Annotated in this window: 16 protein-coding genes and 1 pseudogene; 10 read left to right on the top strand and 7 right to left on the bottom strand. The window is 76.2% G+C overall.

What is annotated here, in order from left to right; genetic code table 11:
• The first annotated feature begins 20 nt into the window (after positions 1-20).
• The 6 genes and pseudogenes from CRP39_RS10165 to CRP39_RS10140 all read left to right on the top strand — a co-directional run.
• A complete protein-coding gene (locus CRP39_RS10165) occupies positions 21-1,571 on the top strand; it encodes an ABC transporter permease (protein ID WP_245853745.1) in 1,551 nt (516 codons plus the stop codon).
• A gap of 22 nt (positions 1,572-1,593) precedes the next feature.
• On the top strand, positions 1,594-2,658 hold the full coding sequence (locus CRP39_RS10160) for an ABC transporter ATP-binding protein (protein WP_097206230.1): 1,065 nt from the start codon (positions 1,594-1,596) through the stop codon (positions 2,656-2,658).
• Positions 2,659-2,697: 39 nt separating this feature from the next.
• Complete coding sequence (locus tag CRP39_RS10155; protein WP_097206229.1) at positions 2,698-3,486, top strand: aldolase; 789 nt, start codon at positions 2,698-2,700, stop codon at positions 3,484-3,486.
• The gene (locus CRP39_RS10150) at positions 3,483-4,337 is read left to right on the top strand and encodes an NAD-dependent epimerase/dehydratase family protein (protein ID WP_097206228.1); all 855 of its coding nucleotides are present in this window, start codon (positions 3,483-3,485) and stop codon (positions 4,335-4,337) included. Before CRP39_RS10155 ends, CRP39_RS10150 begins: the two co-directional genes overlap by 4 nt.
• Positions 4,338-4,401: 64 nt before the next feature.
• Entirely contained in the window at positions 4,402-5,091 is a 690-nt protein-coding gene (locus CRP39_RS10145) for a glycosyltransferase (protein ID WP_245853743.1), read from the top strand.
• Positions 5,092-5,264: 173 nt separating this feature from the next.
• Positions 5,265-6,176, top strand: a pseudogene (locus tag CRP39_RS10140) (DUF222 domain-containing protein); the annotation flags it as partial.
• A gap of 366 nt (positions 6,177-6,542) precedes the next feature.
• On the opposite strand, the gene CRP39_RS10135 reads toward CRP39_RS10140, so the two are convergent.
• Positions 6,543-7,982, bottom strand: a complete 1,440-nt coding sequence (locus CRP39_RS10135; RefSeq protein WP_245853742.1) for a glycosyltransferase family 39 protein — start codon at positions 7,980-7,982, stop codon at positions 6,543-6,545.
• A 113-nt stretch (positions 7,983-8,095) separates the two neighbouring features.
• Here CRP39_RS10135 and CRP39_RS10130 point away from each other — a divergent pair, with 113 nt between their 5' ends.
• Positions 8,096-8,569: a very short patch repair endonuclease gene (locus CRP39_RS10130; RefSeq protein ID WP_097206227.1), complete on the top strand. Its 474-nt coding sequence runs from the start codon at positions 8,096-8,098 to the stop codon at positions 8,567-8,569.
• A 232-nt stretch (positions 8,570-8,801) separates the two neighbouring features.
• Here CRP39_RS10130 and CRP39_RS10125 read toward each other — a convergent pair whose 3' ends face one another.
• The 5 genes from CRP39_RS10125 to CRP39_RS10105 all read right to left on the bottom strand — a co-directional run bounded on the left by CRP39_RS10125 (position 8,802) and on the right by CRP39_RS10105 (position 11,561).
• A complete protein-coding gene (locus tag CRP39_RS10125) occupies positions 8,802-9,314 on the bottom strand; it encodes a DUF6328 family protein (protein ID WP_097206226.1) in 513 nt (170 codons plus the stop codon).
• A 145-nt stretch (positions 9,315-9,459) separates the two neighbouring features.
• Positions 9,460-9,906: a PGPGW domain-containing protein gene (locus CRP39_RS10120; protein ID WP_172442372.1), complete on the bottom strand. Its 447-nt coding sequence runs from the start codon at positions 9,904-9,906 to the stop codon at positions 9,460-9,462.
• A 29-nt stretch (positions 9,907-9,935) separates the two neighbouring features.
• Positions 9,936-10,475, bottom strand: a complete 540-nt coding sequence (locus tag CRP39_RS10115) for a hypothetical protein (RefSeq protein WP_097206224.1) — start codon at positions 10,473-10,475, stop codon at positions 9,936-9,938.
• A gap of 105 nt (positions 10,476-10,580) precedes the next feature.
• Positions 10,581-10,850, bottom strand: a complete 270-nt coding sequence (locus CRP39_RS10110; RefSeq protein WP_097206223.1) for a DUF2277 domain-containing protein — start codon at positions 10,848-10,850, stop codon at positions 10,581-10,583.
• A gap of 48 nt (positions 10,851-10,898) precedes the next feature.
• On the bottom strand, positions 10,899-11,561 hold the full coding sequence (locus tag CRP39_RS10105; RefSeq protein ID WP_245853740.1) for a hypothetical protein: 663 nt from the start codon (positions 11,559-11,561) through the stop codon (positions 10,899-10,901).
• Positions 11,562-11,725: 164 nt separating this feature from the next.
• Here CRP39_RS10105 and CRP39_RS10100 point away from each other — a divergent pair, with 164 nt between their 5' ends.
• Together CRP39_RS10100 and CRP39_RS10095 are read left to right on the top strand one after the other, a co-directional pair.
• Entirely contained in the window at positions 11,726-12,127 is a 402-nt protein-coding gene (locus CRP39_RS10100; RefSeq protein ID WP_097206222.1) for a hypothetical protein, read from the top strand.
• A gap of 90 nt (positions 12,128-12,217) precedes the next feature.
• Entirely contained in the window at positions 12,218-13,117 is a 900-nt protein-coding gene (locus tag CRP39_RS10095) for an SDR family NAD(P)-dependent oxidoreductase (protein WP_097206221.1), read from the top strand.
• Between the two features lie 7 nt (positions 13,118-13,124).
• Here the strand turns inward: CRP39_RS10095 and CRP39_RS26760 are convergent, their stop codons facing one another.
• Complete coding sequence (locus CRP39_RS26760; RefSeq protein ID WP_172442371.1) at positions 13,125-13,841, bottom strand: GAF and ANTAR domain-containing protein; 717 nt, start codon at positions 13,839-13,841, stop codon at positions 13,125-13,127.
• Positions 13,842-14,080: 239 nt separating this feature from the next.
• On the opposite strand from CRP39_RS26760, the gene CRP39_RS10085 reads away from it, so the two are divergent.
• Positions 14,081-15,448, top strand: coding sequence for an MFS transporter (locus CRP39_RS10085; protein WP_183358950.1), 1,368 nt, complete (start codon positions 14,081-14,083; stop codon positions 15,446-15,448).
• Positions 15,449-15,527 lie beyond the last annotated feature (79 nt).

Genomic DNA, 15,527 nt, shown 5'->3' with positions numbered 1-15,527 from the left:
CCGGGACGCCGGAGCGCCCGGTGCCCCGCGGCCCCGTCCGCGCGCGCTCGCGGCTGCGTCGGACGCCGGTGCCGCTCGTGCTGGCCGCGGCCGTCGCCGCCCTCACCCTGCTGCCGCTGGTCTACATCGTCGTCTCGACCGTCGACGTCGGCTGGAGCGGCATCCGGGAGCTGGTGTTCCGCCCGCGGGTGGGCGAGCTGCTCTGGAACACCGCCCGCCTGGTCGGCGGGACGGTGCTGCTGTGCGCCGCCCTCGGGGTCGGTGCGGCGTGGCTGGTGGAGCGGACCGCCCTGCCCGGACGGCGGACCTGGCACGTGCTGCTGGTCGCGCCGCTGGCGGTGCCGGCGTTCGTCACCAGCTACGCGTGGATCTCCGTGCTCCCGGGGCTGGACACCTACGCCGGCGCGCTGCTGGTCGTGACCCTGTCCTACTTCCCGTTCGTCTACCTGCCGGTGGTCGCGGCCTTCCGCGGGCTGGACCCGGCGCTGGAGGAGACCGCCCGCGGCCTGGGCCTGTCGGGCTGGGCGGTGTTCCGGCGGGTGCAGCTGCCGCAGCTGCGGGTGGCGCTGCTCGGCGGCAGCCTGCTCGTCGCGCTGCACGTGCTCGCGGAGTTCGGCGCGCTGCAGATGCTGCGCTACGCCACCTTCACCACCGCGATCTACGACCAGTACCGGGCCACCTTCAACGGGCCGGGCGCCACCACGCTCGCCGGCGTCCTCGTGCTGCTGTGCCTGGCGCTGCTGCTGGCCGAGCTGCGGCTGCGCGGCCGGCACGGCTACGCCCGCACCGGCGCCGGGGTGGCCCGGACCGGCCGGCCGGTGCGGCTGGGCGCGCTCACCCTCCCGTCGCTGCTGGCGCTCGCGGTCCTGGTCGGGCTGTCCCTGGTGGTGCCGCTGGGCAGCCTGGGCACGTGGCTGGTCTGCGGCTCGTCCACCGACCTCGAGGTGGGCGCGTTGGTCACCACCACGGGGACGACGCTGGGCCTGGCCGCGGCGGCCGCCGCCGTCACCACCGCGATGGCCCTGCCGACCGGCTGGCTGGCGGTGCGCGCCCGCGGCCGGCTGACCACGCTGCTGGAACGCAGCACCTACCTGGGCAGCTCGGTGCCGGCGATCGTCATCGCGCTCGCGCTGGTCACCATCGCCATCGACGTGACGCCGTGGGTCTACCAGACCGTGCCGGTCCTCCTGGCCGCCTACGCGATCCTCTTCCTGCCGCGCGCGATCGTGCCCGTGCGCTCCGCGGTCGAGCAGTCGCCCCGGCTCTACGACGACGTCGCCGCCTCGCTCGGCTCCTCCGCCCCCGACCGGCTGCGCCGCGTCACGCTCCCGCTGCTCGCCCCCGGCATCGGTGCCGGCGCCGCGCTGGTCTTCCTCGCCGTCGTCACCGAGCTGACCGCCACCCTGCTGCTCGCCCCCACCGGGACGACGACGCTGGCGACGGCGTTCTGGTCGGCCAGCAGCGCGCTGGAGTACGGGGCGGCCGCGCCCTACGCCGTCGTCATGGTGCTGCTGTCGGCGCCGGCCACCGTCCTGCTCTCCCACGACGCCCGGAGAGGTCTGACCACCTGATGCCCGCCGAGGACCCGACCACGTGAGCGCGCTGACCGTCACTTGTGTGACGAAGTCCTACGGCTCCACCCCGGTGCTCACCGGGGTGGACCTGCGTGTCCCGGAAGGTGGCCTCACCGCCCTGCTCGGCCCCTCCGGCTGCGGGAAGACGACGCTGCTGCGGCTGATCGCGGGCTTCGACGACCCCGACACCGGCACGATCGAGCTGGACGGTCGGCTGGTGGCCGGTCCGGACCGCAGCGTCGCCGCCCACCGCCGGCACATCGGGTTCGTGCCGCAGGAGGGCGGGCTGTTCCCGCACCTGAGCGTCGCCGGCAACGTCGCCTTCGGTCTGCCACGGCGGCAGCGGCGCGACGGTGGCCGGGTGGGGGAGCTGCTCGGCCTCGTCGGCCTCGATCCGGCGCTGGCGCAGCGCTCGCCGCACCAGCTCTCCGGCGGTCAGCAGCAGCGCGTGGCGCTGGCCCGCGCCCTGGCGCCCGAGCCGTCGCTGGTGCTGCTCGACGAGCCGTTCTCCTCCCTCGACGCCTCGCTGCGGGAGGAGACGCGGCAGGCGGTGGTCGAGGCGCTGTCCGCCTCGGGGGCGACCGCGGTGCTGGTCACCCACGACCAGGCCGAGGCGCTGTCGATGGCCGACGAGGTGGCCGTGCTGCGCGCCGGCCGGCTGGTGCAGCTGGCCGACCCCCGCACCCTCTACCGCAGCCCGCGCGACCTCGACGTCGCGACGTTTGTGGGGGAGTCCGTCGTCCTGGACGCGGACGTCCGGGACGGGCTCGCGTACTCGGCGCTCGGCGTCCTGCCGCTGGACCGCGACTGCCGGGACGGGCTCGCGCGGGTCCTGCTGCGCCCCGAGCAGCTGCGGCTCGGGGCGCCCGGAGCCGGTGGCCCGACGGCGCGGGTGCGCGGCGTCGACTTCTTCGGTCACGACGCCCGGGTCCGGCTGCAGCTGCCTTCCGGTCCCACGTTCAGCGCGCGGTCGGAGGGCCGGGACCTGCCGTCTGCGGGGGACGACGTCTCGGTCACCGTCGTCGGCGCCGCGCTGCCGTTCCCGGTGACCGGGGCCGTGCCGATCCCGGACGGCGTGCGCTGACCGACCCGCAAACGGGTTAGGTGTGCCTACGCTCACTCGATGGACCTCTTCCTCTTCTCGGTCGACTCGTCGTGGGGTGCCGACGTGGTCGCCGCGGGCACGGCCGGGATCGTCGTCGACTGGGAACGCCGCGGGAAGCACCGGCGCCAGGCCGGCGAGGGAACGCAGATCAACGCCGACCGCCCCGAGGACCTCAGCCGCATGCGCGCGGCGACCGACGGTCGGCTGCTGTGCCGGCTCAACGGCTACGGCCCGTGGACGGCGGGCGAGGTGGACGACGCGGTGGCCCGCGGCGCCGACGAGCTGATGCTGCCGATGGTCCGCACGACCGAGGAGGTCGACCGCACCCTCGACCTGGTCGCGGGGCGCTGCGGCCTGGGCATCCTGGTCGAGACGCAGGACGCCGTCGCCCGCGCCGCCGACCTGGCCCGCCGGCCGCTGTCGCGGGTCTACGTGGGCCTCAACGACCTGCGCATCGACCGCCGCGCCACCCAGCTGTTCACCCCGCTGGTCGACGGCACCGTCGACGCCGTCCGGGCGGTCGTCGGCGACCGGCCCTTCGGCGTCGGCGGGCTGACCCTGCCCGGGGGCGGCTACCCGGTGCCCGGGGACCTGCTGGCCGCCGAACTGGTCCGCCTCGGGACGGGGTTCACCTTCCTGCGCCGCTCGTTCACCGCGGACATGGCCGGCCGCGACCCGTTCGTCGAGGTGCCGCGGCTGCTGGCCGCGCTGGACGTCCTGCGCTCCGCGACGCCCGCGGAGGCCGCCGCGCGCCGGGCGGACTTCGGGGCCGCGGTGACCGGCGTCCCGGTGGCCCAGTCGGCGTGAGGGCGCTGATCACCGGTGCCGGCGGGTTCGTCGGCCGGCACCTCGTCGCCCGGCTGCGCGCCGACGGCTGGGACGTCGTCCCGCTGACCCGGGCCGACGTCGACCTCGCCGATCCCGTCGCCGGCGCCGCGGCGGTGGTCGACGCCGCCCCCGATGTCGTGTTCTCCCTCGCCGCCGGTCGTGCGAAGGCGACGCCTGCGGAGCGGGCCGCCACCGTCGCGGTCAACACCAGCCCGTGGCTGGTCGACGCGCTGCCCTCGCGCTGCCGGGCGGTGGTCCGGCTGGGGTCCTCGACCGAGTACGCCGCCGCGCCGGTGCCGCTGGCCGAGGACTCCGCGCTGCGGCCGCGCGGCTTCTTCGGCGCGACCAAGGCCGCCGGCTCGCTGCTGCTGCAGGCGGCCGCCGCCGAGCGCGGGGTGCGGGCAGCCGTGCTGCGGGCGTTCCAGGTGTACGGGCCCGGCGACCACCCCACCCGGTTGGTCCCGGTGGTGCTGGCGGCGGCCCGGACGGGCGCGGTCGTCCCGCTGCCGGCGCGGGTGAGCCGGCGGGACTGGGTGTGGGTCGGCGACGTCGTCGACGCCTGCGTCCGCGCCGCGCTCGCCGACGGCCTCCCTCCGGGGCAGGTGCTCAACCTGGGGACCGGCGTGCAGACCTCCACCGAGGAGCTGGTGGAGGTGGCCTCGCGGGTCACCGGGCGGCCGATCGGGACGCGGCCCGGCGCCCACCCGGGTCGGGAGTGGGACACCGACTGCTGGGTCAGCGACCCGTCGCTGGCGGCGTTGCTGCTGGGCTGGCGGCCGACGGTGGACCTCGCCGAGGGGTTGCGGCGGGCCTGGGCAGCGGGCGCGTGAGCGGGCGGTCGGAGGGCCGGGCGGTCCGGGCGCGCTCCCGGGTGGTGCCCTGTCGGTGGCGCGCGTGAGCGCGCCGCCCCGGGTGGCGGTCGTCGTCCCCGTCTACCGCAACGAGGCGACGCTGGTCCCGCTCGCGCAGCGGCTGGCCGCGGCGCTGGAGGGCCGCTCCTGGCGGTTGCGGCTGGTCGTCGACGCCTCGCCCGACGACAGCGCGCGCGTCGCGCGCGGGTTGAGCGCGGCCGATCCCCGCATCGCGGTCACCGTGCTCGAGGTCAACGGCGGGCAGCACGCCGCGCTGGCCCACGGGCTGGCGGACGAACCGGACGCCGACGTCTGGGTGTGCCTGGACGCCGACCTGCAGGACCCTCCGGAGGCGGTGCCGCTGCTGCTGGACCGGCTGGCCGCCGGTGACGTCGAGGCGGTCTTCGCGGGACGCCGGGGCGCCTATGAGTCCCGGGTCCGCCGGCTCAGCGGGACGGCGCACCGCCGGGTGGCCGCGCGGCTCACCGGCCTGCCGCCGGACGCCGGCGCCTTCCTCGCCATGGGTCCGGCGGTGCGGGCCGTGGTCCTCGACGCGGTCCTCGCCGCGGCGGCGCCGAGCGTCGTGCTGGCCGTCGGGGCGGCCCGCCGGCCGGTGACCAGCGTGCCGGTGGTGCGGGACGTGCGGCCGGAGGGACGCTCGGCCTGGACCGGGCGGGCGCGTCTGGCGCAGTCGGCGCGCTCGCTGGCGTGGGCCCTGCGGCAGCCCCGCTGACGGGCGACTCTCCGAGGCTGGTGGCTGTGGTGGTCGCTCGAGCCCCCTCCCTACGGCTTCGCAAGCGCCCGTCGGGATCTGTGGACAGCCGTCCGACCTGGGGATTCGGGTAGTCCGGCACGTCCACACCCGATAGACTTCGAACAAGTGATCGACGAGGTCGGGGAGGTGTCGTGGCCGGTCTGACGGCGGAGCTGGACGCCCTGGCCGGTGACGACCTGTCCGCGGTGTTCGGCCCGCAGCTGCTGGACCGGTTGCGCGGGTTGCTGGTGGCGCACAACCGGCTGGCGGCGGAGCTCGCCCGCAGCGTGCGGAAGTGCGAGGCGATCCGGGCCGCCGAGCACGACGGGCTGAAGACGATGGGCTCCTGGCTGCGCGGGCACGCTCACTTGTCCGCGGCCGCGGTGGGCCGGATCGTGCGCAGCGGGCGGGCGCTGGCGCAGCTGCCCGCGCTGGCCGCGGCCTTCGCCGACGGGCGCGTGACCGCCGAGCAAGTCGCGGTGATCGCGCCGATCACCCGGCAGGAACACCGGGCCGCCGCCGCCGCGCAGAACGTGGACCTGGGCGAGGTCGACCGGACCCTCGCGCAGGCGGCGGTGACGCTGCCGTACGCGCAGCTGCGGCAGGCGGTGCGGCACTACCTGGACCGCCTGGACCCCGACGGGCCCGAGCCGGACCCCACCGAGGGCCGCTCGCTGACGATCGCGACGCACCCCGACGGCAGCATCAGCGGCCGGCTGGAGCTCGACGCGGTGGGCGGGGAGAGGCTGCAGGCGGCGCTGGAGTCGCTGGTGCAGGCCGGCCGCGGCGCCGGCGACACCCGGACCCGCACCCAGCAGCTGGGCGATGCCCTGGTGCAGCTGTGCGACAACGCCCTGGCCGCCGGCACCCTGCCGATCCTGCGGACGGTGAAGCCGCACGTGGTCGTCCGCGTCGACCTCGACGACCTGGCCGACCCCGCAACCGGGCCGGGCGCGGCGGAGCTGGGCTTCGGGGCGCGGATCTCCGCCACCCGCGCCCGCTGGGTGGCCTGCGACGCGAGCATCTCCCGGATCGTGATGACCCCCGACGGCGTGCCGCTGGACCTCGGCCGGGACAAACGGGTGGTCACCCCGCAGCTGCGCCGGGCCGTCGAGCACCGCGACGGCGGCTGCGTGTTCACCGGCTGCGGCGCCCCGACGCACTGGTGCGACGTCCACCAGCTGCTGGAGTGGATCAACGGCGGCGAGACGAACCTGGCCAACTCCGCCCTGTTGTGCGAGCGGCACCACACCGAGGTCCACCACGGCTTCCGCGTCCAGCGACAACCCGACGGGCGATGGCGCACCTGGCGCCCAGGGCACCGAGATCCACATCGGCCCACTGCTCCGCACCGCGGCATGAGCAGGTCATCGTCGGTCCCGCCGGCCGGTTCGTACGCGCCGTGCGGCACCCGTGCGCTCGAGCCGGCCTCAGCGTTCCCAGAGCTGCACGACGAGGTCGGTCTTGCCCGCGGGGAACGCCCGCTCGGAGGTCATCCGCAGCCCGGCGGACTCGAGGATCCCGTCGTCGTCGGTTGGTACCGGGTCGCCGTCGATGATCCGGCGGACCAGCCACACCCGATCGGCGGTCGCCGGCGCGTCGTCCGGGGGCAGGACGACGTCAGGCCGCAGCCGCGGCGCCGCCGTCCGGACGTAGTGGTCCAGTCCCGTCGCCGACCGCTGGTCGGCCGCCACCACCGGCTCGCCGACCCGGTGACGGGCGGCGAGGAAGGCCACCACCTCGTCGGCGCGCTCTCGGGGCTCGCGGACGGCCAGCGGCGAGCTGGCCAGCAGTGCGCAGGCCACGAGCAGGCCGGCCACCGGTGCCCGGGCTCCGCGCGGCACCGCCAGCGCCCCGGCGGCGGCCAGCACGCCGAGGCCGAGCAGCCCGGCGAGCAGGTAACGCGGCAGGTACACGGGCCGCACCAGCTCGGCGCCGAGCAGCAGCACCAGCGGGACCAGCACCCAGCAGACGCCCAGGACCCGCACCCCGGCCCCCCGTACCCCACCGAGCACCGCCAGGCCGACAGCCAGGTAGAGCAGGGGAGTGCGCCCCCCCGCCCACGCCTCGACGGCGAGATCGGCCAGTGTGCCGCCGGTGTCCCGGAGGTGCTCGGCGTTGCGGGCCCCGGTGCCGTTGAGCAGGTTCACCGCCACCAGCGCGGCGGTCGGGACGACTGCGGCCGCGCCCGCGATCACGACCGGCAGGGCCCGCCACCCGCGCAGCAGCAGCGCGGTCACCACGAACGCGGCCAGCGCGGTCACCGCGTACCAGTGCATGAGTCCCATGCCGGCCCCGGCCAGGCCGAACAGCACCAGCCCGCGCGGCGCCTCCTGCAGCCACCGCGCCAGGCCCAGCACCGCCCCGCCGGTGGCCAGCACGACCAGCCCGTAGCTGCGCGCCTCCACCGCCTGCTCCAGCACCAGCGGACTCGCCGCCAGCACCACGCCGGCCAGCACCCCCACCGGCCGGGACGCCAGCCGGGTCACCGCCCGGGTCACCAGGGCCAGCCCGCCCGCGGTGGCCAGCAACGACAGCACCCGCAACGAGGTGTCCCCACCGAGCCCAGGCAGCGACGCCCACGCGTGCACGACGAGGTAGTAGGGGGCGTTGTACGACGGCGGGACGTCGACCAGATAGCTCGTCGTCCCCCTGCCCTCGACGACCGCCGCCACGATCTCGCCGAACGGCAACCGCCCGACCTCGGCCGTGAACAGCTCGTCGAACCACATGCCGTGCCCCGGCAGGAGCAGCACCGTGCCGAGGACGGCGACGACCAGGGGCGGCAGCAGCTCGACCGGGGTCCACCGTGCACCGGAACGGCGAACCGGCCGTGGCGGCGCAAAGTCCACGGCCACCGGCGAGCTCACGACGCGCAGGCTAGGCGACACACGGCCGGCGCCGCGGGGAACTCACACGGGACCGTCGCGTCACCCGCCCGGCAGAGGCGATGGGCGGCGGAGGTCGACGGCGGGGGGACGGCATGGAGAACGAGGCGCCGGCTGGGCCGGGGCCCGGCTACCCGGGCCCCGCACCGTCGCCGTCGTCCGACGTGGTGGCCGCCCGGTTCCGGAGGCAGCCGCGGCGCGACACCGCGCACGAGCTCGCCGTCCGGCGGCGGTTGCACGCACGGGGTGTGCGTTACCGGGTCGACGTCCGGCCCTGCCGGGAGACCCGGGCCCGCGGTGACCTGGTGTGGAAGGGGCGGCGCCTCGTCGTGTTCCTCGACGGCTGTTTCTGGCACGCCTGCCCGACGTGCGGCCACGTCCCCCGTGCCAACCGCGACTGGTGGGTCGCCAAGCTGGCCGGGAACATCGCACGCGACCGCCGCACGGACGCGTGGCTGGAGTCGGCGGGCTGGCGCGTGCTCCGGTTCTGGGAACACGAGGACCCCGACGTCGTCGTCGACGCCATCTGCCGGGCGCTCGGGCACTGGACGGCGCACCCCACCGGGTGAATGCCGGGCATCGACCCGGGGCGGCCGGAGGCGCCCGCGGGATCCGGACCGTGCGTGCGCTCCGCAGCTACGGCCTCGTCCTGCTCGCCTTCGGTGTCCCGTTCGGCCTGCTGCGCCGGCCGGTACGCAGCGCGCACCCGGTGCAGCTGGCGCAGCTTCGGGGAGGAGGTGACGGTCCAACTGGCCGGTGACCGCGCAGCCCCGTTCGCCCACGTCTCCAGCTCGCCAGTCGTCACCCGTCCCCGGGGTCGTCCTGCTTCTTGCGCCCCCGCTGCCAATACGGGACCGCGATCCACCACCAGCCCAGCAGGACGGCGACGACGCCGGCGGTCACCCACGCCTGAGTCATGTCGAAGACGACGTCGGTCACGAGCAGCACGGCCGAGCAGATGGCGATCGCCAGCACGATGAGCCCGGCGAACGCCGACCGGTGGCTGCGCCGCAGCAGGTTCTCCTTGTCGCGCTGCCGGAACAGCACCCGGTGCTGGGCGGCGGGCGCGATGAGCAGCCCGGTCGCGATGGCGGCGGCCAGCAGGGTCACGAAGTAGACGTCGCGCTGGAAGTCGGTCAGGTCGTCGCCGCCCTGCTGGAACGGGACCACCAGCAGGAAGGCGAAGAGGAACTGCACCCCGGGCAGGGCCACGCGCAGCTCGTTGAGCAACTCCAGCAGCTCGCGGTCCACCCGCTCCTTGCGGCTCTCGCCGGGGGAGTCCTCCCCGTGGTCCGCTGCTCGCGTCTCCGCCATGCCGCCTCCCGCCCGACGTCGCCCACCCGGCGTTCCCCCGGGGCGGAGATGGTGACACCCATCGGGCCGCGGGAACGCCGGCAGAGACATCGGTCCACCCGGGCGGGGGACGGCTCCGGTCTGCCGGCCGGTCAGCTCGCCGGGCTCACATGCCCAGCGCGGTCGTCGCCTGGTCGACCAGGTCGAACCGGCCCACCGCCCAGAGGACGACGCCGGCCGCGGCCAGCCCTCCCAGCGTCACTGCCGCCGAGCTGACGGGGTGCTGGCGGGCGTGCCGCCATGCGTCGCGGGCCTTGCGCCGGAACGCTGCGAACAACCGCCGGGCCCATTCGAACTCGGTGGACCACACCCACAGGCCGGCCAGCACCGGCGGGATGGTCAGCGGTCCGGGCAGCACGGTGAGCGCGACGCCGAGCAGAACGCACAGCAGCCCGGCCACGAAGACCGTGACGCGGTACGCGGTCGCGAGGCTGGGGTGCGAACGCAGCCGGTCCCGCCGGGAGCCGGGTGCCACCGGTCGGGGAAGACCCAGCCCGTCGGTGCAGTGCGGGCAGCGGGTGGCGCCCCGCGTGGGGGAGGCGGTCCGGGGCAACGGGACTCCCGGGGTGTGGCCGGTCGCCATCAGCGCTGCGCGAGGCCGCGGGCGACCTCGCTGGGCCGCTGCTGCTCGCCGGCGTAGGAGCTCACCACCACCAGCGCTCCGGTCAGTGCCGGGACGACCCACTGCAGCCGGTCCAGCTGCTCCTGGGCGGCGGCGACCTCGGCCCTGGCCCGCTTGGTCGGCTTGGTGCCCGACCGCGACGGGACGGCGCCGGCGCCGGACACGGTCTGACCCAGGACCCGGCTGTACGCGGTGACGCCGAGGGCGGCGAGGGTGAGCGCCGTCTTCAGCACGCTCATGCCCGCGACGCCCTGCTGACGGGCGACCCGGCCACGGTTGCCGAGCAGCTGGCCCACGCTGCCGGCGAGGTGTGCACCGATCGCGGCGGCGTTGACCGGCGTCCACCGGTCCCAGCCCGCGTTGGCCACCCGGCCGGTGTCCCGGGCGCCGCCGGCCTCCGCGGCGGCGGCGTTGAGGGCGACGGCGTTGGCGAGGGTGCCGCCGAACCAAGCGGAGAGGCCGACGTCGTGCATGGCGCGGGACAGGGTGTTGCGGGCCATGGAGTACTCCAGGAGAGGGGGACGAGGTCCCGCTCCGTTACCCGCGCCGAGGCCCCGCCATACCGGTTGTGCCCGATCAGATCCCGCACCCCTCGGGGCGGACGCTCAGCTCCCGTACCGCAGCGCCGCCCGCTGGCGCGCCTTGGCGGCCTCCACCTCTCGGTCCTTGGCCGGCGCCGTCGTCACGAGGGCACCCAGCAGCCGGGACGACACCTCGGTGATCTCGGCGACGGCGCGGTCGAACGCCTCGGCGTTCACCCGCGACGGCCGCGTCGTGCCGCTGATCTTCCGCACGTACTGCAGCGCGGCGGCCTGGATCTCGTCGTCGGTCACCGGTGGCTCGAAGTTGGCCAGGGGGCGGATGTTCCGGCACATGGCCGCAGCGTAGGAGCAGCCAGGGACGATCGGCAGCCCCGCGGTGGGTCAGCCGTCGAAGCCGGCGCGGTCGATCCGGCGGTGGTAGCGGGTTCCCAGCCGGCCGCCGAGGACGGCGCCGAGCAGCGTCACGGCGACCATGGCGACCAGCGTGACGATGCCCGCGGTGGTGGCGGTGCCCTCGTCGATCGGGATCCGCGGCAGGCCGAGCGACTCGAGCACGTTGTACTCCCGGCCGAGCAGGTAGCCCGCGACCGACAGCGCCACCACGACGAGCAGCCCGATCAGCCACACCGCGACGCCCTGGCGCAGCCCGTTGAAGCGGGCCATCCGACCGGCCACGTACCCGCCGGCGAGGTAGGCCAGGAAGAGGACCGCCAGCAGCGCGATCGCGCCGGAGATCCCGATCGTGTCCGTCTGCGCCGCGGCGTCGTCCGGGGAGTCCAGGCCCTGGGTGAGGCCGAGCGCGACGCCCGCGGCCGACAGCAGCGCGATGAGCAGCACCGCCAACCCGTTGGCCGACAGCCAGCCGAAGAGGGCCGCGCCCCACTTGATGCCGCCGAAGCGCGAGCGCTGGACGGCCACGGCGTCGCGCGCGGCCCCGCGGGTGGCCGATGCGCCCTCGCGGGTCGTGGCGACGCCTTCGCGGGTCGTGGTGACGCCCCCGTGCGTGGCGTCGTGGTCGTGGGCGGTCCGGTCGCTGCTGGCCATGAGCCCTCCTCCGGGTGGTCCGCGCCGGTGGGCGCGGAGCGTGGTCGGTCGGTTCCCCCGTCGGACCCGCACAAACGGCGCCGCCCGCCGCGCCCGCCGCGCACCGGCGCGGAGCAGGGCGGACGATCGGCGCGGGCGATCGGCACGGGCGGGGGAGGTGCGGGGTGACGGTCGTGCTGGTCGACGTGGCCAACATGCTCGGCGCGCGCCCCGACGGCTGGTGGCGCGACCGCGCGGGCGCCACCACCCGGCTGCTGCGGCGCCTCGCGCCCCTGGCCGGGCGCCTGGTCCGGGCACCCGAGGGTGGGACGCTGCTGTGCCGCGAGCTGGTGGTGGTCGTGGAGGGGGCGGCACGGGACGTCCGCGTCCCGGACGGCGTCACCGTCGTGCGCGCCCGGGGCAGCGGTGACGACGCCCTCGCCGCCCGGGCCGCCGCGCTCGCCGCGGACGACGTCGCGATGCTGGTGGTGACCGCCGACCGCGGGCTGCGGTCGCGGTTGCCGGCGGGCACCCCGGTCACCGGGCCGGGCTGGTTGTACCGGGTGCTGCCCGACGCCCCCGCATGAGCGGCGGCCGGCCCGGGTAGGGCCCCGGCCACGTCGAGCCGGGGCGGTCCAGCGCTGTGCGGAGCCCTCGGCCACTGCCCGAGGAGCCCCATGTCGCCGCCTGCCGAGTCGTCCCGCGCCCTGACCGTCCTCGTGACCGGGGCCTCCAGCGGCATCGGCCGGGCGACCGTGCACACCCTGGCCGGTCGCGGCGCCCGCCTGGTGCTGGTCGCCCGTGGCCGCGGGCCGCTGGAGGAGACCGCGGCGGAGGCGCGGGAGCGGGGAGCCGGTGAGGTGCTCGTCTGCGCCGTCGACGTCACCGACGCCGACGGGCTACAGCAGGTGGTCGACACCGCCCTCACCCGGTTCGGCCGCCTCGACGTCGTCGTCCACTCGGCGCAGACGATGGCCTACGGCCGCATCGAGGACGTCCCGCGCGAGGTCTTCGAGGCCGTCGTCGACACCAGCCTGCACGGCACGGCGAACGTCGCCCGCTCGGTGCTGCCGGTCTTCCGTCGCCAGGGCGCCGGGCACCTGGTGGTGGTCAACTCGCTGCTCGGGTCGGTCACCGCACCCCTCATGGGCACCTACGCGGCGGCCAAGTGGGGCCAGCTGGGCCTGGTGCGCACCCTGCAGCAGGAGATCCGCGACGCTCCGGGTGTGCACGTCTCCGCCGTCGCCCCCGGTGGGGTCAACACCCCCATCTACTACCAGGGCGCGACGTGGGCCGGCAGCACCGGACGGCCGCCCCCGCCGGTCTACACGGCCGAGCGGGTGGCCCGCGCGGTGGTGGCCCGGCTGGACCGGCCGCGACGGCTGGTGCAGGCCGGCATCGCGAACACGGTCGTCGTCGCCGGCTTCCGGCTGCTGCCGGCTCTCTACGACACGCTGGTCGGCCCGCTGTTCAAGTCCCTCGCCCTCTCCGGGGACGGCGCCGAGCCCACCCAGGGCAACGTGTTCGCCTCCCGCCCGGAGGGGAACGCCGTGAAGGGACCCTGGCGGGCGATCTGAGCGCCACTCACCAGCGGTCGGGGCGCTCCGGCAGCTCGGCCTCGAACGACGCGACGAGCGCGGCGGCGACGTCGCGCAGCTTCACGTTGCGCCGCTGCGAGGACACCCGCAGCAGGGCGAACGCCTGCTCGGCGGAGCACCGCTCCTGGGCCATGACCAGCCCGATGGCCTGGCCGATCGTCGTCCGGGTGTCCAGGCCGCCGGCCAGCCGGTCGGCCCGGTCGTCGCCGTCTGCGATGCGCAGCGCCACAGCCAGCGCGCCGGAGGCCTGGGCCGCCCAGCGGCCGGCCGTCTCCCGGGCGTCGTCGTCGAACGCGGCGGGCTCCGTCGAGTAGAGGTTCAGCGCGCCCCGGCTGCGTCCCTCGACCTCCAGCGGCAGGGACAGCGAGGAGCGCACGCCCACCCGCACCGCCAGTGACGGGAAGTCGCCCCACCGGGTCTCCTCCGTCATGTCGTCGACGCGGACGAGGACACCCTCGCGCATCGCCTGCAGGCAGGGCCCGTCGTCGACCTCGTACTGGCGCTCGTCGGCCTCCTGGGCGAGCGGCCCGGTCGCGTTGACCGTCACCGCACCGCTGGACCGGGCCAGGGTGAGCCCGCAGGCCTGGGCGGCCGGCGTGTGCCCCACGGCCAGGTGCACGAGGTCGCCCAGGAAGGAGTTGAGGTCCCCGCCGGAAGCCAGCAGTGCCACCAGATCGGTGTCGTCGTGCGCGGGTGTCCCCACCGGTCGTACTCCTCCTCCTGCCGCGGCGTCCCGGAAACATTGTGCCCAACCGAGACGTCGCACGTCGCGTGAGTCCGCCGCGGCGTGGCGACACTCACTGGCCACGCCGCGCGTCCGCGCGGCGTGGAGGCGGCGGGCCTGGCACCGTGGAAGACGGGTGCCCGAGGTCGTGTGCTCTTCCCCCGCCCCTCGCGGCCACCCGTCTGCCGGTGGCCCGGCTCCGCTCCCGTGAGGTCCCCATGGCCCCTCCTGCCCTCGTCCTGCGTGTCCGCACGCCGGTCGCCGTCCTCGTGCGCTCGGCGCGGTCGTCCGCGCCCGAACCGTCACCGGACCGGCTGAGGTACGCCGTCGCGGCCCTCTTCGCCCTGGACGGCGCCGTGTTCGGCAGCTGGGCAGCACGCGTGCCCGACGTGGCCGGGCAGGTCGGCGCCGGGCACAGCACACTCGGCGTCGCGCTGCTGTGCCTCTCCCTCGGGGCCCTGGCGTGCATGCAGGTGACCGGCGCGCTGTGCGCCCGACTGGGCCCGGGCCTGGTCAGCGCGGCGGCCGCCGTCCTGGTCTGCCTGGCCGTCGTGCTGCCCGCCCTGGCGACCTCCGTGCCGGCGCTGTGCGTGGCGCTGCTCGCCTTCGGGGCGGCGACCGGCATGGTCAACGTCGCCGCCAACGCCCTCGGTGTCTCCGTGGAGGCCCGGATCGGGCGGCCGCTGTTGTCGGGGTTGCACGCCGGGTTCAGCTTCGGCGGCCTGGCCGGCGCGCTGCTCGGTGGGCTGGCGTCGGCCGTGGCCGGCGTGGCCGTCCACCTCGTGGCGGTCGCCTGCGCCGGACTGCTGCTCACGGCGTGGGCGGCGCCCGCGCTGGTCGGTGCCGACGCCGCGGTGTCGGTGGGCCGGGCGGACGGCGGGGCACCCGAGCGGGGCCGGCCCACCGCCGCCCTGGTGGTGCTGGGCGCCGTCGCCGGCTGCACCGCGTACGGCGAGGGGGCGCTGACCGACTGGGGTGCGCTGCTGCTGCGCACCGACCTCGGTGCGGCGCCGGTCGTCGCGGCAGGCGGCTACGCGGGCTTCTCCCTCGCGATGGCCTGTGGCCGGCTGGCCGGGAGCCGGCTGGTCCTCGCCATGGGGGAACGCCGTCTGCTGACCGGTGGCGCGCTACTGGCGGCCGCCGGTGCGACGGCCGCGGTGACGACGGCGTCCCTGCCCGTGGCGCTCACCGGCTTCGTGCTGGTCGGCCTGGGCCTGGCCAACGTCTTCCCGCTGTCGATCGCGCGGGCCGGCGTCCTCGGCGGTGCCCGCGGGATCGCGCTGGCCACCACCGTCGGCTACACGGGCCTGCTCGGGGGCCCGCCGGCCATCGGCCTGGTCGCGGAGCACCTGGGGCTGTCGGCCGCCATCGGGACGGTCGCCGTCCTGGCGCTCGTCGCGGCGGGGCTGGTGCTCACCCTGGCCGGCGAGGACGTCCGGTTGCCGGCCGCCCCTCCGGTGCTCTCCCGCGCCGCGGCCGGGCTGGGCACCCGCCTGCAGCCGGTCGTGTCGGGGTTCGGTCACGGAACGGGGGTCTACGTCCGCGACCTCGAGGTGCTGGTCGGTTTCTCGGCGGCAAGCCGGTGAACAGCGTGTTCCGTCCCCGCGCTGTGGGTTGACCGGTTCCGGTGCTGCGAGAACGCTGACCCCACCCGTCTGCCGGGGG

Source organism: Geodermatophilus sabuli, from assembly GCF_900215145.1.
In the GTDB taxonomy this organism is placed as follows: domain Bacteria; phylum Actinomycetota; class Actinomycetes; order Mycobacteriales; family Geodermatophilaceae; genus Geodermatophilus; species Geodermatophilus sabuli.
This window is presented reverse-complemented; position numbering and strand designations above follow the sequence as displayed.